Annotated in this window: 19 protein-coding genes and 1 pseudogene; 16 read left to right on the top strand and 4 right to left on the bottom strand. The window is 64.4% G+C overall.

Going from position 1 to position 19,585, the window contains the following annotated elements:
* Window positions 1-100 precede the first annotated feature (100 nt).
* The 13 genes from LB543_RS12870 to lpdA all read left to right on the top strand — a co-directional run bounded on the left by LB543_RS12870 (window position 101) and on the right by lpdA (window position 14,070).
* Window positions 101-538: a VOC family protein gene (locus LB543_RS12870; protein WP_224614348.1), complete on the top strand. Its 438-nt coding sequence runs from the start codon at window positions 101-103 to the stop codon at window positions 536-538.
* 137 nt (window positions 539-675) lie between these two features.
* Entirely contained in the window at window positions 676-1,215 is a 540-nt protein-coding gene (locus LB543_RS12865; RefSeq protein WP_140764041.1) for a protease inhibitor Inh/omp19 family protein, read from the top strand.
* Window positions 1,216-1,313: 98 nt separating this feature from the next.
* Window positions 1,314-2,510, top strand: a complete 1,197-nt coding sequence (zapE, locus tag LB543_RS12860) for a cell division protein ZapE (protein WP_224614347.1) — start codon at window positions 1,314-1,316, stop codon at window positions 2,508-2,510.
* Between the two features lie 394 nt (window positions 2,511-2,904).
* Complete coding sequence (mdh, locus tag LB543_RS12855) at window positions 2,905-3,873, top strand: malate dehydrogenase (RefSeq protein ID WP_015315009.1); 969 nt, start codon at window positions 2,905-2,907, stop codon at window positions 3,871-3,873.
* Between the two features lie 48 nt (window positions 3,874-3,921).
* Window positions 3,922-5,115 (top strand): ADP-forming succinate--CoA ligase subunit beta, encoded by a 1,194-nt coding sequence (gene sucC / locus LB543_RS12850; protein ID WP_224614346.1) that lies wholly within the window; start codon window positions 3,922-3,924, stop codon window positions 5,113-5,115.
* Between the two features lie 4 nt (window positions 5,116-5,119).
* Entirely contained in the window at window positions 5,120-5,491 is a 372-nt protein-coding gene (locus LB543_RS12845) for a cupin domain-containing protein (protein WP_224614345.1), read from the top strand.
* 3 nt (window positions 5,492-5,494) lie between these two features.
* Complete coding sequence (locus LB543_RS12840) at window positions 5,495-5,992, top strand: DUF1579 family protein (protein ID WP_140764055.1); 498 nt, start codon at window positions 5,495-5,497, stop codon at window positions 5,990-5,992.
* A gap of 12 nt (window positions 5,993-6,004) precedes the next feature.
* On the top strand, window positions 6,005-6,907 hold the full coding sequence (gene sucD / locus LB543_RS12835; RefSeq protein WP_140764058.1) for a succinate--CoA ligase subunit alpha: 903 nt from the start codon (window positions 6,005-6,007) through the stop codon (window positions 6,905-6,907).
* A 149-nt stretch (window positions 6,908-7,056) separates the two neighbouring features.
* Complete coding sequence (locus tag LB543_RS12830; RefSeq protein WP_224614344.1) at window positions 7,057-10,041, top strand: 2-oxoglutarate dehydrogenase E1 component; 2,985 nt, start codon at window positions 7,057-7,059, stop codon at window positions 10,039-10,041.
* A 36-nt stretch (window positions 10,042-10,077) separates the two neighbouring features.
* Window positions 10,078-11,355: a 2-oxoglutarate dehydrogenase complex dihydrolipoyllysine-residue succinyltransferase gene (gene odhB / locus LB543_RS12825; protein WP_224614343.1), complete on the top strand. Its 1,278-nt coding sequence runs from the start codon at window positions 10,078-10,080 to the stop codon at window positions 11,353-11,355.
* Between the two features lie 40 nt (window positions 11,356-11,395).
* Window positions 11,396-11,887, top strand: coding sequence for a hypothetical protein (locus LB543_RS12820; protein ID WP_224614342.1), 492 nt, complete (start codon window positions 11,396-11,398; stop codon window positions 11,885-11,887).
* Entirely contained in the window at window positions 11,884-12,639 is a 756-nt protein-coding gene (locus tag LB543_RS12815) for an SDR family oxidoreductase (protein WP_224614341.1), read from the top strand. The genes LB543_RS12820 and LB543_RS12815 overlap by 4 nt, the downstream gene beginning before the upstream one ends.
* A 24-nt stretch (window positions 12,640-12,663) precedes the next feature.
* Entirely contained in the window at window positions 12,664-14,070 is a 1,407-nt protein-coding gene (gene lpdA / locus LB543_RS12810; RefSeq protein WP_224614340.1) for a dihydrolipoyl dehydrogenase, read from the top strand.
* 609 nt (window positions 14,071-14,679) lie between these two features.
* Here the strand turns inward: lpdA and LB543_RS12805 are convergent.
* Window positions 14,680-14,778, bottom strand: a pseudogene (locus LB543_RS12805) (TraB/GumN family protein); the annotation flags it as partial.
* Between the two features lie 73 nt (window positions 14,779-14,851).
* Between LB543_RS12805 and LB543_RS12800 the strand changes: the two are divergent.
* Window positions 14,852-15,328 (top strand): DUF2867 domain-containing protein, encoded by a 477-nt coding sequence (locus tag LB543_RS12800; RefSeq protein WP_140763213.1) that lies wholly within the window; start codon window positions 14,852-14,854, stop codon window positions 15,326-15,328.
* A 3-nt stretch (window positions 15,329-15,331) separates the two neighbouring features.
* On the opposite strand, the gene LB543_RS12795 is transcribed toward LB543_RS12800, so the two are convergent.
* Together LB543_RS12795 and LB543_RS12790 are read right to left on the bottom strand one after the other, a co-directional pair.
* Entirely contained in the window at window positions 15,332-16,402 is a 1,071-nt protein-coding gene (locus LB543_RS12795) for a TraB/GumN family protein (RefSeq protein WP_140811226.1), read from the bottom strand.
* 62 nt (window positions 16,403-16,464) lie between these two features.
* Window positions 16,465-17,403: a tyrosine recombinase XerC gene (locus LB543_RS12790; RefSeq protein WP_224614338.1), complete on the bottom strand. Its 939-nt coding sequence runs from the start codon at window positions 17,401-17,403 to the stop codon at window positions 16,465-16,467.
* A 117-nt stretch (window positions 17,404-17,520) separates the two neighbouring features.
* Here LB543_RS12790 and rimM point away from each other — a divergent pair, with 117 nt between their 5' ends.
* Window positions 17,521-18,117 (top strand): ribosome maturation factor RimM, encoded by a 597-nt coding sequence (gene rimM / locus LB543_RS12785; RefSeq protein ID WP_224614337.1) that lies wholly within the window; start codon window positions 17,521-17,523, stop codon window positions 18,115-18,117.
* Window positions 18,114-18,812, top strand: a complete 699-nt coding sequence (trmD, locus tag LB543_RS12780; protein ID WP_140763221.1) for a tRNA (guanosine(37)-N1)-methyltransferase TrmD — start codon at window positions 18,114-18,116, stop codon at window positions 18,810-18,812. Before rimM ends, trmD begins: the two co-directional genes overlap by 4 nt.
* On the opposite strand, the gene LB543_RS12775 is transcribed toward trmD, so the two are convergent.
* A complete protein-coding gene (locus tag LB543_RS12775) occupies window positions 18,794-19,546 on the bottom strand; it encodes a sulfite exporter TauE/SafE family protein (RefSeq protein WP_224614336.1) in 753 nt (250 codons plus the stop codon). The two genes, trmD and LB543_RS12775, sit on opposite strands and share 19 nt — an antisense overlap.
* Between the last annotated feature and the right edge of the window lie 39 nt (window positions 19,547-19,585).

Genomic DNA, 19,585 nt, shown 5'->3' with positions numbered 1-19,585 from the left:
AGCCCTGCCGCGGCTGGCGCAAGCGTTTGCCGGCCGAAGGCCAAGGGCGGAGAAACGGCCTCGGCTAGGATCGCGGGGTCGAGAGGACGATGCCAAGGCGATGAAGCGGACCAAGACCCCCTGGATGAAGGCCGAGGATTTCGGCCGCTCGCTGCCGCCCGGCATCGGCGTCAACCTGCTGGTATCGGACATTGTGGCGATGGAGGCCTTCTGCCGCGACGTGCTTGGTGCCCAAGTGATCTATGCCGACGAGGATTTCGCGGCGATCGAGCTTCTGGGATCGGTGTTCATGCTGCATGCCGACCATTCCTATCTCGACAATCCGATGACGGGCTCCATCGCGGGCGCGGAGACGCGCGGCGCCGGCATCGAGCTGCGCCTCTATGGTGCCGATCCCGACGCGGTCGAGGCGGCGGCGCTGGACCATGGCCACATCGTGCTGGCCGGCGCGATCGACAAACCGCATGGTCTGCGCGAGTGCTATATCGTTGGACCGGATGGATATGTGTTCGTGCCGAGCGCGCCGCTCGCCGGATGAGTGCGATAAATTTGCAACAATCTTGCCGCAAACTCTATTTTAACCATATCGGGTTGAAATTTCGCCACCTTCTCCATCTTGGTGGAAGTGAGATTGCGCGGACGGCGTCCCCCCAGCCGAATCCGACGGAGGTTGTAATGAATTTTTCGAAAGGCGGCCTGGTGGCCGTATCCCTGGCGGCACTCGTTGCGAGCGGCTGCTCAACCTCACGGTTCTCGTCGATGGACGACCAGCAACCGGCGCCGCTGCAGGCGGCGCCTGCCGGCCAGGTGAGCTCCAACCAGCTGCCGCCGCCGGCCTCCCCCGGCACCACCGACCCGTCGCAATTCCCGACCGCGCCGGCAAACACGCAGGTTGCCTCCCTGCCGCCGGACGGCGCGGCGCCGGCAGGCGCCGCGGATCTCAACGCGGGAAGCGTCGCCGGTGTCTGGAACGTCAGCGTCTCCGGCCAGAGCTGCAAGGTGGCGACGCCGCAGACCAAGTTCGGCGCCGGCTTCCGCGCCGGCCCGCTGCATTGCCCGCCGCCGATCGACGGCATCAAGTCCTGGAACGTCGCCGGCAAGCAGCTGACGCTCTATGACGAGAATGGCGGCTCGCTGGCGCGGCTCTATTCGTCGGGCGGCTCGAAATTCGACGGCCAGACTTCCAACGGACAGCCAATTTCGCTTACGAGGTAAGCCTAGATGTGCTGACATTCAGGTGATGCCGGCGGCCTGACCTGAATCTCGACACACCCTCTCTCTTGGGCATCCTGCTCTGAACAACGACGTGACCGATGCATCTGCGTGACGGCCTCCAGACCCATGTGACCGTCAGGCAACGCTACGATCATCTGGTGGAAACCGGCGCGATCGGACGCGATGTTGCGCAGGAAGAGATCGCCGCCGCGCTCGACCGGCTGATCGACGAGATTTCAGCCAAGCGGCTGGCGCAGAAGTCCAGTGCGCTGGGCTGGCTGTTTGCCCGCAAGCGCGAGACGCATGAGGCGGTCAAGGGCCTCTACATCCATGGCAGCGTCGGGCGCGGCAAGACCATGCTGATGGACATGTTCTTCGAGCTCTTGCCGGTCAGGCGCAAGCGCCGCGTCCATTTCAACGACTTCATGGCCGACGTGCAGGACCGCATCCAGAAGCACCGGCAGGCGCGCAAGGAAGGCGCGGTCAGGGAAGACGATCCGATCCCGCCGGTGGCCAAGGCGCTCGCCGAGCAGGCCTGGGTGCTGTGCTTCGACGAGTTCTCGGTCACCGACATCGCCGACGCCATGATCCTGTCCAGGCTGTTCTCGGCGCTGTTCGCCAATGGGGTCGTACTGGTCGCCACTTCGAACGTGGCGCCGCAAAACCTTTACCGTGACGGGTTGAACCGCCAGCTTTTCCTGCCGTTCATCGCCATATTGGAGCGCCACACGCAGGTGCTCTCGCTGGACAGCGACAAGGACTACCGGCTGGAAAAGCTCATCCGCACGCCGGTCTATGTCACGCCGGCCGGGGCGGCGGCCGACCAGGCGCTCGACGAGGCCTGGCAGGCGATGACGCGCGGGGCGCCGACGGCCGAGACGTCGCTGACGCTGAAGGGCCGCAAGGTGGTGGTGCCTGCCGCCGCCGGCGATGCCGCGCGTTTCTCCTTCGCCGACCTCTGCGAAAAGCCGCTCGGCGCGCGCGATTACCTGGCGATCGCCGGCCGGTTTTCGACCGTCTTCATCGACCATGTGCCGGTGTTGGGCGAAGGCAAGCGCAACGAGGCCAAGCGCTTCATCCTGTTGATCGACACGCTCTACGACCATCACATGCGCCTGGTGATGAGCGCCGAGGCGCCGCCGCACGAGCTTTATGTGGCCAAGCGCGGCGTCGAGGTGTTCGAATTCGAGCGCACAGCCTCCCGACTGATCGAAATGCAGAGCCGCGACTGGCTGGAGGATTGGGCGGAGCGGCGGAAGGCGAAGGCGGAAGTGCAGCAGCAGGTACAGGCCTGAAATAGCCGGAAGCCGCGTTCCGACCCTGCGATCGGCGATTGCCACGATCATGAAATGGCCCGATTAAGCGAGATAGCTGGCAAGGCGATCGGGCCGCACCGGCTCGTCGAACGCATCGTCGGCAACCCGCATCACAAGGGCGTCATATCAGGGATTGAGCCTTCTGATCTCGATCGTCATCGTGTAAATTCCCCCAAGTCGGCTTACAAATTTTGACGTTTACGTAAATCCCAAACACTCTAACCGATTGAAAATGCAGGGGTCGAAATAATCGTTTGAATTTATTCCGCACCGGAGCTATTGGGTGCGGCGAAATCCGCGGTTCCCCGCAGCATTGCGGCCTCTTCCTCGACGCCGTGTTGGCGCGTCACAGACAAAGGGAAATCATCCTCACATGGCACGCAACAAGATAGCGCTTATCGGCTCTGGCATGATCGGCGGCACGCTCGCCCACATGATCGGCCTCAAGGATCTCGGCGACGTGGTCCTGTTCGATATCGCCGAGGGTATCCCGCAAGGCAAGGGGCTCGATATTGCGCAGTCTTCGCCGGTGGATGGTTTCGACTCCCGGCTGACCGGCGTCAACGACTACGCCGGCATCGAGGGCGCCGATGTCTGCATTGTCACCGCCGGCGTGCCGCGCAAGCCGGGCATGAGCCGCGACGACCTGCTGGGCATCAATTTGAAGGTCATGGAGCAGGTCGGCGCCGGGCTGAAGAAGTACGCACCGAAGGCCTTCGTCATCTGCATCACCAACCCGCTCGACGCCATGGTGTGGGCGCTGCAGAAGTTTTCCGGCCTGCCCAAGACCCATGTCGTCGGCATGGCCGGCGTGCTCGACAGCGCGCGTTTCCGCTACTTCCTGGCCGAGGAATTCAAGGTCTCGGTCGAGGACGTCACCGCCTTCGTGCTCGGCGGCCACGGCGATTCCATGGTGCCGATGATCCGCTATTCGACGGTGTCGGGCATTCCGCTTCCCGACCTGATCAAGATGGGCTGGACCTCGAAGGAAAAGCTCGACCAGATCGTGCAGCGCACCCGCGACGGCGGCGCCGAGATCGTCGGCCTCCTGAAGACCGGCTCGGCCTATTACGCACCGGCCGCCTCGGCGATCCAGATGGCCGAATCCTACCTCAAGGACAAGAAGCGCGTGCTGCCTTGCGCGGCGCATCTCTCCGGCCAGTATGGCGTCAAGGGCACCTATGTCGGCGTGCCCGTGGTGATCGGCGCCGGCGGTGTCGAGCGCGTCATCGAGATCGACCTCAACAAGGCCGAGCAGAAGATGTTCGAGGCTTCGGTGGCGACCGTGCAGGGCCTGACCGAGGCCTGCGTCAAGATCGCGCCGCAGCTCGCCTCGAAGTAACCCCGCCCAAACGTCACCCCCCGGCAAACGACCTGGAGATAGTTCCCGATGAACATCCATGAATATCAAGGCAAGGCGCTGCTGAAGAGCTTTGGCGCGCCGGTGGCCGAAGGCGTGCCGGTGTTCAAGGCAAGCGAGGCGGAAGCCGCGGCACAAGCGCTGCCCGGCCCGCTCTATGTGGTGAAGAGCCAGATCCATGCCGGCGGCCGCGGCAAGGGCAAGTTCAAGGAGCTCGGCCCCGACGCCAAGGGCGGTGTGCGGCTGGCGAAGTCGGTCGCCGAGGTGGTGGCCAACGCCAACGAGATGCTCGGCCAAACGCTGGTGACCAAGCAGACCGGCCCGGCCGGCAAGCAGGTCAACCGCCTCTATATCGAGGACGGCGCCGACATCGAGCGAGAGCTCTATCTCTCCATCCTGGTCGACCGCTCGGTCGGCCGCATCGCCTTCGTCGTCTCGACCGAGGGCGGCATGGACATCGAGGCGGTCGCACACGACACGCCGGAAAAGATCATCACCGTCGCCATCGACCCGGAAAAGGGTGTCACGGCCGACGACGTCAAGGCGCTCAATGGCGCGCTGAAGCTCGACGGCGACGCGGCCAAGGACGGCGGCACGCTGTTCCCGATCCTCTACAAGGCCTTCGTCGAGAAGGACATGAGCCTGCTCGAGGTCAACCCGCTGATCGTGATGAAGAACGGCCGGCTGCGCGTGCTCGACGCGAAAGTGTCGTTCGACAACAACGCGCTGTTCCGCCACCCCGATCTGATGGAACTGCGCGACACCACCGAAGAGGACGAGAAGGAGATCGAGGCGTCGAAATACGACCTCGCCTATGTCGCGCTCGACGGCAATATCGGCTGCATGGTCAACGGCGCCGGCCTTGCCATGGCGACGATGGACATCATCAAGCTCTGTGGCGCGGAACCCGCCAACTTCCTTGATGTCGGCGGTGGTGCGTCGAAGGAAAAAGTGACGGCGGCGTTCAAGATCATCACCAGGGACCCGGCGGTCAAAGGCATCCTGATCAACATCTTCGGCGGCATCATGAAGTGCGACATCATCGCTGAGGGCGTGATCGCCGCGGTCAAGGAAGTCGGCCTGAAGGTGCCGCTGGTCGTGCGCCTGGAAGGCACCAATGCCGAGCTCGGCAAGAAGATCATCAACGACAGCGGCCTGAACGTCGTCTCGGCCGACGATCTCGACGACGCGGCCAAGAAGATCGTGGCGGCGGTGCAGGGCTGAGCCGGTGCCTCCACGCAAGATAAACCTGGTCGAGGCGGCGGATCGGACGATCACCGAGGTGTTCGATCCGCATATCGCCGGCGATGTCAATGACAGCCAGGCCAAGGTCGCCAAGTTCGGCGAAGCCTTCGACTGGCACGCGCATGACAATGAGGACGAAGCCTTCCTCGTGCTGCGCGGCAGGATCGCCATTGATTTCCGCGATGGTCCGGTCGAGCTCGGCGAGGGCGATTTCATCGTCGTGCCGCGCGGTGTCGAGCACCGGCCCCGCTCGCTCACCCTAGAGCCGGTGGTGTTGATGTTCGAGCCGGCGACGACGCTCAACACCGGCAACGCCAAGAGCGATCTCACCGTCACCGATCTGAAGCGGCTCTGACCCATGAACGCGGCGTCCTTCTCTTCGCTCTCGGCCGACCATCAGCGCCTGCAGGCGCTGGTCGGCGCGTGGCGCGGCGAGGAAGAGGTGGCGGACACGCAATGGGCCGATGGCGGCGCGGCGACCAGCGAAGTGCTGGCGGAAGCGGAGTTCGGCGGCCAGTTCGTGGTGCAGCGTTATCGTCAGCGCCGCGACGGCACGATTTCGTTCGGTTCGCATAACGTGTTCGGCGTCGACCATCAGAACGGCGTCGTGACCATGCACCAGTTCGATTCGATGGGCTTCGTGCCGGTGTCGCCTGCCACCGGCATGTGGAACGGCAGTGAACTCACTCTTGAGCGGTCGTCGCCGCGCGGCTTTGCGCGTGTGACGTATGCTTTCGACGATACCGACACCTACCGCATGCGATTGCATTTCAAACCCGCTGGCAGCGATGGCTGGCAAGACATGGTGAGCGGCGTCTACCGGCGCGTCTCGCCTTCCTCGATCAACGGTTTTTAGAAAAGGGCTCCGATGTCCATTCTCGTCGACAAGAACACCAAGGTGCTGGTGCAGGGCCTGACCGGCAAGACCGGTACGTTCCATACCGAACAGGCGCTGGCCTATCACGGGACAAAAATGGTCGGCGGCATCCACCCGAAGAAGGGCGGCGAGACCTGGACCGGCGCGAAGGGCGAGAGCCTGCCGATCTTCGCCACGGTCGCGGAAGGCAAGGAAAGGACGGGCGCCAACGCTTCCGTCATCTACGTGCCGCCGGCGGGCGCGGGCGAAGCCATCATCGAGGCGATCGAGGCGGAGATCCCGCTGATCGTCTGCATCACCGAAGGCATTCCGGTGATGGACATGGTCAGGGTCAAGGCACGGCTCGACCGCTCGGCCTCGCGGCTGATCGGACCGAACTGCCCGGGCGTGCTCACCCCCGACGAATGCAAGATCGGCATCATGCCCGGAAACATCTTCCGCAAGGGCTCGGTCGGCGTTGTTTCGCGCTCGGGAACACTTACCTATGAGGCTGTGTTCCAGACCACCAATGTCGGTCTCGGCCAGACCACCGCCGTCGGCATCGGCGGCGACCCCGTCAAGGGCACCGAGTTCATCGACATGCTCGAGATGTTCCTCGCCGACGACGAGACCAAGTCGATCATCATGATCGGCGAGATCGGCGGTTCGGCCGAGGAAGACGCCGCGCAGTTCCTCAAGGACGAGGCCAAGCGCGGCCGCAGGAAACCGATGGCGGGCTTCATCGCTGGGCGCACCGCGCCGGCCGGCCGCACCATGGGCCATGCGGGCGCGGTCATCTCCGGCGGCAAGGGCGGCGCCGAGGACAAGATCGCGGCGATGGAATCGGCCGGCATTAAGGTTTCGCCCTCACCGGCGCGGTTGGGCACGACCCTGGTCGAGGCGATCAAGGGCTAACGCAGTAGTGAATAGTGAGTAGGCAGTAGTCAGTAGTGAAAAAGGGAAGAATGAGCGAGTAGCAGCTGAGTGGGATTTCCGTCTTTCTACTCACTACTGACTACTCACTATTCCCTCGAAAGGAGACGGAGCCAGGCTCCGCGGACAAAATGGCACGACAAGATCAGGCCAACGACCAGTTTTCGCTCACCTCTTTCCTTTATGGCGGCAATGCCGATTACATCGACGCGCTCTACGCCGCCTATGAGGACGATCCCGCCTCGGTCAATCCCGAGTGGCAGGACTTCTTCGCCGGGCTGAAGGACGATGCCGGCGATGTGCGCAGGAACGCCAAGGGCGCCTCATGGGCCAAACCCTCCTGGCCGCTGCAGGCCAATGGCGAACTGGTGTCGGCGCTCGACGGCAATTGGGGCATCGTCGAAAAGCACCTGGAAAAGAAGGTCAAGGACAAGGCCGTCACCAACGGTGTCGTGCTGTCCGACGCCGATGTGCACCAGGCGACGCGCGATTCGGTGCGCGCCATCATGATGATCCGCGCCTTCCGCATGCGCGGCCATCTGCACGCCAATCTCGACCCGCTCGGCATCGCCAAGCTCGAAGATTATAACGAGCTGTCGCCGGAGAATTACGGCTTCACCGAAGCCGACTACGACCGGCCGATCTTCCTCGACAATGTGCTCGGGCTCGAATTCGGCAGTATCCGGCAGATGCTGGAGATCCTGGCCCGCACCTATTGCTCGACGCTCGGCGTCGAGTTCATGCATATTTCCGATCCCGAGGAGAAGGCCTGGATCCAGGCGCGTATCGAGGGCGCCGACAAGGAGATTTCCTTCACCGCCACCGGCAAGAAGGCCATCCTGCAGAAGCTGGTCGAGGCGGAAGGCTTCGAGCAGTTCATCGACGTCAAGTACAAGGGTACCAAGCGCTTCGGCCTCGATGGCGGCGAATCGCTGATCCCGGCGCTGGAGCAGATCGTCAAGCGCGGCGGCCAGCTCGGAATGAAGGAGATCGTGCTCGGCATGGCGCATCGCGGCCGGCTGAACGTGCTGTCGCAGGTGATGGCCAAGCCGCACCGCGCGATCTTCCACGAGTTCAAGGGCGGCTCGGCCGCCCCCGACGAGGTCGAGGGCTCGGGCGACGTGAAGTACCATCTCGGCGCCTCGTCGGACCGCGAGTTCGACGGCAACAAGGTGCACCTGTCGCTGACCGCCAACCCCTCGCATCTGGAGATCGTCGATCCCGTCGTGATGGGCAAGGCGCGCGCCAAGCAGGATTCCCTGTTCGGCCGCGGCCGCGAGGAGATCGTGCCGCTGGAAGAACGGGCCAAGGTGCTGCCGCTGTTGCTGCACGGCGACGCCGCTTTCGCCGGCCAGGGCGTGATCGCGGAAATCCTCGGCCTGTCGGGCCTGCGCGGCCACCGCGTCGCCGGCACGCTGCATTTCATCATCAACAACCAGATCGGCTTCACCACCAATCCGCGCTTCTCGCGCTCGTCGCCCTATCCGTCCGACGTCGCCAAGATGATCGAGGCGCCGATCTTCCACGTCAATGGCGACGACCCGGAAGCCGTGGTGCACGCCACCAAGGTGGCGATCGAGTTCCGCATGAAGTTCCACAAGCCGGTGGTCGTGGACATGTTCTGCTACCGCCGCTTCGGTCACAATGAGGGCGACGAACCGGCCTTCACGCAGCCGCTCATGTACCGCAACATCCGCACCCACAAGACGACGGTGCAGATCTATGGCGACCGGCTGATCGCCGAAGGCCACATCACCCAGGCCGAGCTCGACCAGCTCAAGGCCGACTGGCGTGCGCATCTGGAAGCCGAATGGGAAGTCGGCCAGGCCTACAAGCCCAACAAGGCCGACTGGCTGGACGGCGCCTGGTCGGGCCTGCGCACGGCCGACAACCAGGACGAGACAAGGCGCGGCAAGACCGCCGTGCCGGTCAAGACGCTGAAGGAAATCGGCAAGAAGCTGACCGAGGTGCCGAAGGGTTTCGAAGCGCACAAGACGATCATCCGCTTCCTGGAGAACCGGCGTCAGGCGATCGAGTCCGGCGAAGGCATAGACTGGTCGACGGCGGAGGCGCTGGCCTTCGGCGCGATCCTACTCGACGGCAATCCGATCCGGCTTTCGGGCCAGGATTCCGAGCGCGGAACCTTCTCGCAGCGCCATTCCGTGCTTTACGATCAGCGCGACGAGACCCGCTACATCCCGCTCAACAATCTGTCGGCGGCGCAGGCCGGCTACGAAGTCATCAACTCGATGCTGTCGGAAGAGGCGGTGCTCGGCTTCGAATATGGCTACAGCCTGGCCGAGCCGAAGGCGCTGACCTTGTGGGAAGCGCAGTTCGGCGACTTCGCCAACGGCGCCCAGGTGGTATTCGACCAGTTCATCTCGTCGGGCGAACGCAAATGGCTCAGAATGTCGGGCCTCGTCTGCCTGCTGCCGCATGGCTATGAAGGCCAGGGCCCGGAACATTCTTCCGCCCGGCTGGAGCGCTTCCTGCAGCTTTGCGCCGAAGACAATATGCAGGTGGCGAACTGCACGACGCCGGCCAACTACTTCCACATCCTGCGCCGGCAGCTGAAGCGCGACTTCCGCAAGCCGCTGATCCTGATGACGCCGAAATCGCTGCTGCGCCACAAGCGGGCGGTGTCGACGCTGCCGGAAATCTCGGGCGAAAGCTCGTTCCACCGGCTGCTGTGGGACGATGCCCAGCTGTTGCCGAACCAGGCGATCAAGCTGACCAAGGATTCCAAGATCCGCCGCGTCGTGCTGTGCTCCGGCAAGGTCTATTACGACCTCTATGAAGAGCGCGAGAAGCGCGGCATCAACGACATCTATCTGCTGCGCGTCGAACAGCTCTACCCGTTCCCGGCCAAGGCGCTGATCACCGAGCTGTCACGCTTCCGCAACGCGGAGATGGTGTGGTGCCAGGAGGAGCCCAAGAACATGGGCGCCTGGTCGTTCATCGATCCGTATCTGGAATGGGTGCTGGCGCATATCGACGCCAAGCATCAGCGGGTGCGCTACACCGGCCGGCCGGCGGCCGCGTCGCCGGCGACCGGACTGATGTCGAAGCACCTTGCCCAGCTCGCCGCGTTGCTCGAAGACGCGCTCGGCGAATAAAGCAGAATAGAACTGAAGAAAGAACGGACAGGCACAATGGCTACCGAAATCCGCGTCCCCACCCTTGGCGAATCCGTCACCGAAGCGACCGTCGGCAAATGGTTCAAGAAGCTCGGCGACGCCATTGCCGCCGACGAGCCGCTGCTCGAGCTCGAGACCGACAAGGTGACGGTGGAGGTGCCCGCCGCCGCCGCCGGCACGCTTGGCGAAATCACGGTCAAGGAGGGCGAGACTGTCGGCGTCGGCGCCCTGCTCGGGTCGATTTCGGCAGGTGGTGCTGCAGCCCCCGCGACCAAGCCGCAAGCGGTGGCGCAGGCTTCGAGCCCCGATGCGGCATCCACCACCAAGCAGGCCGCAGCCGAGACCGCCAAGGTTGCCGGCGACGCCAGCCCGGTCGAACCGCGCACCATGCCGCCGGCGCCGGCGGCGGCCAAACTGATCGCCGAGCACAATCTTTCGGTCGACCAGCTTTCCGGCTCGGGCAAGCGCGGCCAGGTGCTGAAGGGCGACGTGCTCGACGCCATCTCCAAGGGTGCGCCGTCGCAGCCGGCCGAAACGCCAAAGGCGGCGCCGGCACCGGTTGCCGCGCGCGCGCCGTCGTCGGGCGATGATGCATCGCGCGAGGAGCGCGTGCGCATGACCAAGCTGCGCCAGACCATCGCGCGCCGCCTCAAGGAAGCGCAGTCGACCGCAGCCATGCTGACCACCTTCAACGAAGTCGACATGTCGGCGGTGATGGCGCTCAGGACCAAGTACAAGGACGTGTTCGAGAAGAAGCATGGCGTGAAGCTCGGCTTCATGGGCTTCTTCACCAAGGCCGTCACCCACGCGCTGAAGGAAATCCCTTCGGTCAATGCCGAGATCGACGGCACAGACATCATCTTCAAGAACTATGCTCACATCGGTGTCGCCGTCGGCACCGAGAAGGGTCTCGTGGTCCCGGTCGTGCGCGATGCCGACCAGATGTCGATCGCCGAGATCGAGAAGGATATCGGCCGGCTGGGCATTGCCGCGCGCGACGGCAAGCTGTCGGTCGCCGATATGCAGGGCGGCACGTTCACCATCTCCAATGGCGGCGTATACGGGTCGCTGATGTCGACGCCGATCCTCAACGCGCCGCAGTCGGGCATTCTCGGCATGCACAAGATCCAGGACCGGCCTGTCGTGGTCGGCGGCCAGATCGTCATCCGGCCGATGATGTACCTGGCGCTCAGCTACGATCACCGCATCGTCGACGGCAAGGAAGCCGTGACCTTCCTGGTGCGCGTCAAGGAAAGCCTGGAGGATCCGGAACGGCTGGTGCTCGATCTCTGAGGGTCCGTACGAACGTGCGGCGTTCAGGGGAAAGCCTGGAATGCGCCCGCTAGCGGTTCTCCTGCCATGCTTGGCTCTCAGCTTCCCGGTTGCGGCTTCCGCCGCCTGTCCGATCGAACTCGCAGTCTATGGTGACGCGCAGAGCGGCGCGGAGATCGACTTCACCCCGACAGGCACCTCGGCCACCGTCACCAACACGTTCCGGCTGATCCTCGACAACAATGTGGTGCTGAACGGTATCGTCATGTGGACGAAGGACGTGGCGCGGCCTAACGGCGCGCTGATGTACAAATGCCCGGAAGGCGACGTCACCGGCGAGGAGCTTGCCGCCTGCACGCTGTGGAACGGCGTCATCTACATGTCCGGCGACAAGGGCACTGTCGGGCTTTTGCCGGCCGAGGGCGTCGAGGCGCCGAAGACGCTGATCCTGCCCGATCTCGGGCCGGTGCTTCGGCAATCCCGGGCCTATGGCGGCATCGGTTTTTCGAAAGTGCCGTCGGATGTGTTCGCGATGAAGGGATGCCAGGAATGAGCGCGACGCAAAAAGTGCTGCTGGTCAGCGGCGGCAGCCGCGGCATCGGCGCCGCCATCTGCCGGCTCGGAGCCAAGGCCGGCTACCGCGTCGCGGTCAACTATGCCTCGAACAAGGCTGCCGCCGATGCGCTGGTCGTCGAAATCAAGGGCGGCGGCGGCGAGGCCGTTGCCGTCAGGGGCGATGTCGGCAAGGAAACCGATATCGTGGCCATGTTCGGCGCCGTTGACCACGCCTTTGGCCGGCTCGACGCCTTCGTCAACAATGCCGGCATCGTCGACGTCAAGGCGCGCGTCGATGAGATGGATGTGTCGCGGCTGGAACGCATGATGCGCATCAATGTCGTGGGCCCGTTCCTGTGCGCCCGCGAGGCGGTCAAGCGCATGTCGACGCGGCATGGCGGGTCGGGCGGATCGATCGTCAACATCTCATCGGCGGCGGCGACGCTGGGCTCGCCGGGCGAATATGTCGACTATGCCGCCTCCAAGGGCGCCATCGACACCTTCACCATCGGCCTTGCCCGCGAGGTGGCGCTGGAAGGCATCCGCGTCAATGCGGTGCGTCCGGGCATCATCGACACCGACATCCATGCCTCGGGCGGCCAGCCGGACCGGATAGAGCGGTTCCGCGACGTGCTGCCGATGAAGAGAGCGGGCACGGCGGATGAAGTCGCCGGTGCGGTCCTCTATCTTTTGTCCGACGCCGCGTCCTATACGACGGGCGCGATCCTGAATGTCAGCGGCGGCCGCTGAGCCCCAAGCAAAAGGGAAACAAACATGGCTTATGACGTGGTTATCATCGGCTCGGGACCGGGCGGCTATGTCTGCGCCATCAAGGCGGCGCAGCTTGGGCTGAAGGTCGCGGTGGTCGAGAAGAACGCGACCTTCGGCGGCACCTGCCTCAACATCGGCTGCATCCCGTCCAAGGCGCTGCTTCATGCCTCCGAAATGTTCGCCGAGGCCGGCCATTCCTTCGACACGCTCGGTGTCGAAATCCCGGCACCCAAGCTGAATTTGAAGAAAATGATGGCGCACAAGGACGCGACGGTGTCGTCCAACGTCAACGGCGTCGCCTTCCTGTTCAAGAAGAACAAGATCGACAGTTTTCGCGGCATCGGCAAGGTGATCGCCGCCGGCAAGGTGTCGGTGACCGGCGAGGACGGCAAGGTCGAGGAGATCGAGACCAAGAACGTCGTCATCGCCACCGGTTCCGACGTCGCCGGCATTCCCGGCGTCAAGGTCGACTTCGACGAGAAAATCATCGTGTCGTCGACCGGTGCGCTGTCGCTGGAGAAGGTGCCCAGCCGTCTGGTGGTGGTCGGCGGCGGTGTCATCGGGCTCGAACTCGGCTCGGTCTGGGCCCGGCTCGGCGCCAAGGTCACCGTGGTCGAGTTCCTCGACACCATTTTGGGCGGCATGGACGGCGAGGTGTCGAAACAGTTCCAGCGTCTTTTGTCGAAGCAGGGATTCGAGTTCAAGCTCGGCGCCAAGGTCACCGGCGTCGCCAAGGCCAAGAAGGGCGCGACCGTTACCTTCGAGCCGGTCAAGGGCGGCGCGGCCGAGACGATCGATGCCGACGTGGTGTTGATCTCGACCGGGCGCCGTGCCCTTTCGGACAGCCTCGGCCTCAAGGAAGCCGGGGTCGAGGTCGACGAGCGCGGCCGGGTCAAGACCGACGGGCATCTCGGGACCAATGTTCCCGGCATCTACGCCATCGGCGATGTGATCGCCGGGCCGATGCTGGCGCACAAGGCCGAGGACGAGGGCGTGGCGGTGGCCGAGACCATCGCCGGCCAGGCCGGGCATGTGAACTATGACGTCATTCCGAGCGTCGTCTACACCAGTCCGGAGATCGCCTCGGTCGGCAAGACCGAGGAAGAGCTGAAGAAGGCCGGCATCGACTTCAAGGTCGGCAAATTTCCCTTCACCGCCAACGGCCGCGCACGCGCCATGCTGCACACCGACGGGTTCGTGAAGATCCTGGCCGACAAGCAGAGCGACCGCGTGCTCGGTGTCCATATCGTCGGCTTCGGCGCCGGCGAGATGATCCACGAGGCAGCAGTGCTGATGGAGTTCGGCGGCTCGTCGGAAGATCTCGCCCGCACCTGCCACGCGCATCCGACGATGTCGGAAGCGGTGAAGGAAGCGGCACTGGCCACCTTCTTCAAGCCGATCCACATTTAAGGGGCGTCCAACGCTTCGTCATCCAGGGCGGAGCAGCCGCCGCGCTCCCCTGTTGGTGTCGCGGCATGGATCCTCGGGTCAAGCCCGAGGATGACGATGGCGTCGCCCAAAACAAAGCGGCCCGCCTTTCAGCGGGCCGTTCGTCTTTGATATCGAGCCGCTTACTGGGCCGGCGCGGGAGCCGGCGCCGGTGCCGGAGCGGGCGCTGGTGCAGGAGCCGGAGCGGGCGCTGGTGCGGGAGCCGGGGCGGGCGCGGGAGCGGGAGCCGGCGCGGGTTCGGCGGGCTTCATCGGTTCAGCCGGTGCCGGCGCCGGGGCCGGTGTGCTGGCCGCTGGCGGCTCGGCGGGTGCCGGATGCTCACCCCTTCTTCCGAAAACGTAATACGCGACAATCGCCAGAATAACGACGACCAGCGCAATCAGCCAAGGGCTGCCGCCGCCGCCGCCGCTTGGCCTGGGAGTGTCGTTTGGTGTGTTCGCCATGAAAGTGTCCTCCGTGGATGAAAATTATCAATCAACAGACATCAACGCGCCATCGTTGAACAGGTTTCACGCTAGCGAAGGGACACGCCGAAAATACGACGGTCAGATCCGCCAGCTGCCATCCGACTCAATTGACCGCGGTGACAGTATAGCCGGCTTTGCGGAAATCCTCGACCAGTCCCTCTGGACCGGGAAGATGCAGCGCGCCGACCGCCATGAATACGTCGGCCAGGCGGCGTTTCGCCACGCAGCGAGCCACACCAGCCGATGCTATCGTTGGTTACGAGGGATTTGCCGGTATGACGCCCACTGCACAGACTTTTCCTGATCCCAAAGGTGCTCTTGCCGGCGCTCAGTTCGCCGACCGATATGTGCTGATAACCGATGGCCTTGCCCTGACCGCCATTGGCGCGGCCGAACGCGTGCTGGGGCGGACACCGGGATGGGTCGGTCGGCTGACGCAACTGCGCAACCTTGCGGTCAGGCCATTTGGGCTGAAAACGGGGGCGGAACCCGACGCACCGCCGGAAAGCAGGATCGGCATATTTCCGCTCATCAGCCAGGCACATGGCAGGGTCGTCCTTGGACTGGACGACCGGCATCTCGATTTCCGCATCCTGGTGGAGGTGAACGATCTCGGCGCGGGCCGGCAGGAGGTGGCTGCGTCGACGATCGTGAAGACCCACAATCTGCTTGGGCGGACCTATCTCGCCATCATCATGCCGTTTCACCGCATCATCGTTCCGGCGATGCTGGCTCAGGTCTTGATCAAATAGGGCTTAAAGCCCCACCGCCGTGACAGTATAGCCGGCTTTACGAAAATCCTCGACCAGTCCCTCTGGACCGGGAAGATGCAGCGCGCCGACCGCCATGAAGGCGTTGCCCTTGGCCAGGATCGGCCCGGCATGATCGACCATCACCTTGTTGCGGCTGGTGATCATGGTCTCCTCGAAGGCGGCATAGCCCGCGGGATCATTCTGCTCGTCGGGCATGGCGGCGCGGAACAGCGGCCAGAACATGCCGGTGTCGCCACGCTGGTAGAGCACGATCATGGTTTCGTTGATGTCGTTGACCTTGTCGCCCAGCTTCAGCGTGTCGACCAGACCCTTCATGTGAAAGGCGAGCGGCAGCGAGGCCATGGCGCGCAGCTGGCTCTCGGCCGTTTCCAATCCTTCCACCGGCTTGCCGGCCGCCTTGGCGCTCTCGGCCAGCTTGACGTCGAGCACCGGCGCGCCGCTGGACTGGCGGGCGAGTTCGCAAGCCGGAAGCGCCATCATGGCCGACAGCATCCACGGCTTCATCTTGGCGACCGTTGCCGGCGGGATGCCGCGCGCGTCAAGCGCTGCGTTCATCGCCGCCGCGTCGTCCGGCGACAGCAATGACGACAGCGTCGTGGAGTCGGTGAACATCATCAGGTCCGGCTCCTTCAGCATCGCCGTCATCATCTTCTGCTTGTCGAGCACGTCGGTGGTTTCGATGATGAGAGTGCCGGCCGCATCAAAGGCCTTCTGCGCATATGCCGGCAGCGTGGTGACGCGCGGATCGGTCATGTGCATGGTGCCGAACAGATAGGATGGCTGTTCGCCTGATTTTTCGAGCTTCCACAACAGGCCCTTGCCATTGAGCGTGGCAGCCGCCTCCGCCTCGATCTTGTCGTAGGTGGCAGGGCTGCCCTTCTGCAAGGCCGACAGCATGTCGGCGCCGGTGCAGGTCGGGATTTCCGCGTGCGCCCTGCCGGCGGCGAACAGCAGGACAGCAAGGAAGGACAGGAAAAACAGCACGTTGAGCGCGACAAGCAGTTTCAGCGAGACGGAAGCTGCACGGTCGGCGATGGCAATGACGCGTTTCATGATCCCATTACTAGGACCGAAAAGCGGCAAAACCGTTAATCGGGACCGCAAAATTGAAGGATTCATGCCCTCGGATGAGCGGATTCGTAGATCTCCAGCAGCCTTGCGGTGTCGACGCCGGTGTAGATCTGCGTCGTCGACAGACTGGCGTGGCCGAGCAATTCCTGGATGGTGCGCAGATCGCCGCCACGGCCGAGCAGATGGGTTGCGAAGGAATGGCGCAAAGCATGCGGCGTCGCGGTGTCGGGCAGGTTGAGCGCCGAGCGCAATTTGGCCATGTCGCGCTGGATGATGGCCGGGTTGAGCGGGCCGCCGCGCGCGCCGCGAAACAGCAGCCCCTTCGGATCGAGATGGTAGGGGCACAGCCGGCGGTATTCGGCGATCGCCCGGAGCGCCACCGGCAGCACCGGCACCAGCCGCGTCTTGCCGCCTTTGCCGGTGACGCGCAACACGGTGTCGGCTTCCGATGCCAGATCGGCGGCGCTGAGGCCAAGCGCTTCCGAAATGCGCAGGCCCGAACCATAGAGCAGCGTCAGCACGGCGGCGTTGCGGGCGGCGATCCAGGGTTCTTCCGCCAGCTGACCCTCGACGGAGACCACGTGCCTGGCATCGCTCGCCGTCAGCGGCTTGGGCAGCGATTTGGGCTGGCGTGGCGCGTGCAAGGCAGCCGCACCTGCCGCATTGGCCAGGCCTCGCCGTTCGAGGAAGCGCAGCAGTGAACGGATGCCGGCCAATCCGCGGCCAAGCGTGCGTGCGCCGGCACCGGCATTGCGGCGGGCGGCGAGGAAGCCGCGCAGGTCGGCCGGGCGCAGGTCGACGATATCTGAAATGCCGGGCGGTCCGCCGATATGGCCGGTGAGGAAGTGCAGGAACTGACGCGTGTCCCGCTCATACGCCTCGACGGTCTCCGGTGACAGCCGGCGTTCGCGCGCCAGCATCTTCAGCCAGTTTTCACGCGCCGACTGGAGATCGGGCTTTGCCGGGATGAGGAATTCCTGCATGGGGGTCTTTTCCGGTTCGCCGTCATTTTCCGGCAGCCGGGTTAGGAAGCGGTGAAGAGCCCGTCATTGAAATGATGGCGAGGCGGCGCTAGAGCAGGGGCAAAGGATTTTTCGCCCATGAGCAAGCCGCAAAACCCCGTCCAGATGGCCGTGATCGGCGCAGCCCATGGTATCAAGGGCGAATTGCGGGTGAAAACTTTCACCGGCGATCCAATGGCACTGGCCGACTATGGACCGCTCTACGCCAGGGACGGCCGGGCTTTCCAGATAACGGACATAAGGCCGGCCAACACCGTCGTCGTGGTGCGGTTCAAGGGCGTCAGCGACCGCAACGCGGCCGAGGCGCTCGCCGGTACGGAACTGTTCGTCGACCGCTCGATGCTGCCGGACGACGGCGAGGAAGACGAATTCTACCATGCCGACCTGATCGGGTTGGAAATCCGGAATGACACCGGTGCTCTCATCGGCAAGGTCGTCGCGGTGCACAATTTCGGTGGCGGCGACATTCTCGATGTGACGCTCGCGGGGCGCAAGGGTGTGCTGATCCCATTCACGCAGGCCGCCGTGCCGCAGGTGTCGATCGCCGAGGGTTTCGTCCGCGTCGACCCGGTCGCGGCCGGGCTGGTCGAGGAGGATGGCGAAGCGCCGCGCGAGGATGATTTCGACCCCAAGGGCAGGCCGCGCGGACCGCGTGACGCCGGGGGCAACCGGTGAGTTTTGCCGCGTCGGTGCTGACGCTCTATCCCGAGATGTTTCCGGGGGCGCTCGGCCTATCGTTGGCCGGGCGGGCGCTGGAGGCCGGCACATGGTCGCTGGATGCGATCCAGATCCGCGACTTCGCCGCCGACAAGCATCGCACCGTCGACGACACGCCGGCCGGCGGCGGCGCCGGCATGGTGATGCGCGCCGATGTGCTGGCCAGGGCGATCGACCATGCCTCGCCAGCGGGCGATGTGCGCCCACGCCTGCTGATGAGCCCGCGCGGCAAACCACTGACGCAGGCCCGCGTGCGCGAACTGGCCGCCGGGCCGGGCGCCGTTATCCTGTGTGGCCGCTTCGAAGGTGTCGACCAGCGGGTGATCGACGCGCGGGGATTGGAGGAAGTCTCGATCGGCGATTTCATTCTGTCCGGCGGCGAGCCCGCGGCACTTGTGCTGCTCGACGCGGTGGTGCGGCTGCTACCCGGCGTGATGGGCAATGCCGTGTCGGGCGAGGAAGAGAGTTTCGAGAACGGCCTGCTCGAACATCCGCACTACACACGGCCGCAGGAATTCGAAGGCCGGGAGATTCCCGAAGTTCTGATCTCCGGCAACCACAAGAAGATCGCCGCCTGGCGGCGTGAGCAGTCGGAAAGACTGACGCAAGAGCGGCGACCCGATCTTCTGGGCGCTCAGCCTTTGCTGAAGTAATAAAAAGCCAGAAACAGGCCGACGGCGACGACGAAGCCGCGCACCACGTTCTGCGGCACGCGCTTGGCGATCCAGACGCCGGCATAGCCGCCCAGCGCGCCGCCCGGGATCATGATGATCGCCTGCGGCCAGGCGACGACGCCTCCCGAGACGAAGACGACGATGGCGATTGCGGCGATGACCACGGCCAGCATGTTCTTGAGCGCGTTTAGCCGGTGGTAGTCGCCGGCCTGGGTCAGGCCGAGCGTCGCCAGCATCATCACGCCCATGCCGGCGCCGAAGAAGCCGCCATAGATGGCGGTGACGAATTGCGCGAGCGAACCGGCGAGCGAGCCCACGGCCGCTTCATGTCCGGGTTTGGGTGCCGGCTTCAGCCAGGGCCCGGCGGCGAACAGCGCCGTCGCGCCCAAAAGCAGCCATGGCACCAGGGCGCGAAAGGACGGATTGTCGAGCGCCAGCAAGATCAGCGCGCCGGCCAGCGCACCAATCGCCGAGATCAGGCACAGCAGCAGCGCGCCGCGCCAGAAATGCCTGATGTCTGCCCAGTAGGCGAGCGTCGAGGTGATGTAGCCGGGAAATTGCGTCACCGAGGAGGTGGCGTTGGCCACGATCGGCGGCACACCGACCAATGTCATGGCGCCGAAGGTGATGAAGGTGCCGCCACCGGCGACCGCGTTGGCGGCGCCTGACAGAAAGCCCGCCAGGAGCAGCAGGACAGCATCGAGAACAGACATGGAAGGCCGCCGTGAAGAAGTGTGCTATTTCTGGCTTAG

Source organism: Mesorhizobium sp. ESP7-2, from assembly GCF_020164715.1.
Taxonomy (GTDB): domain Bacteria; phylum Pseudomonadota; class Alphaproteobacteria; order Rhizobiales; family Rhizobiaceae; genus Mesorhizobium.
Note: the sequence above shows the minus strand (reverse complement) of the source record. Positions and strands in the feature narration are given on the sequence as shown.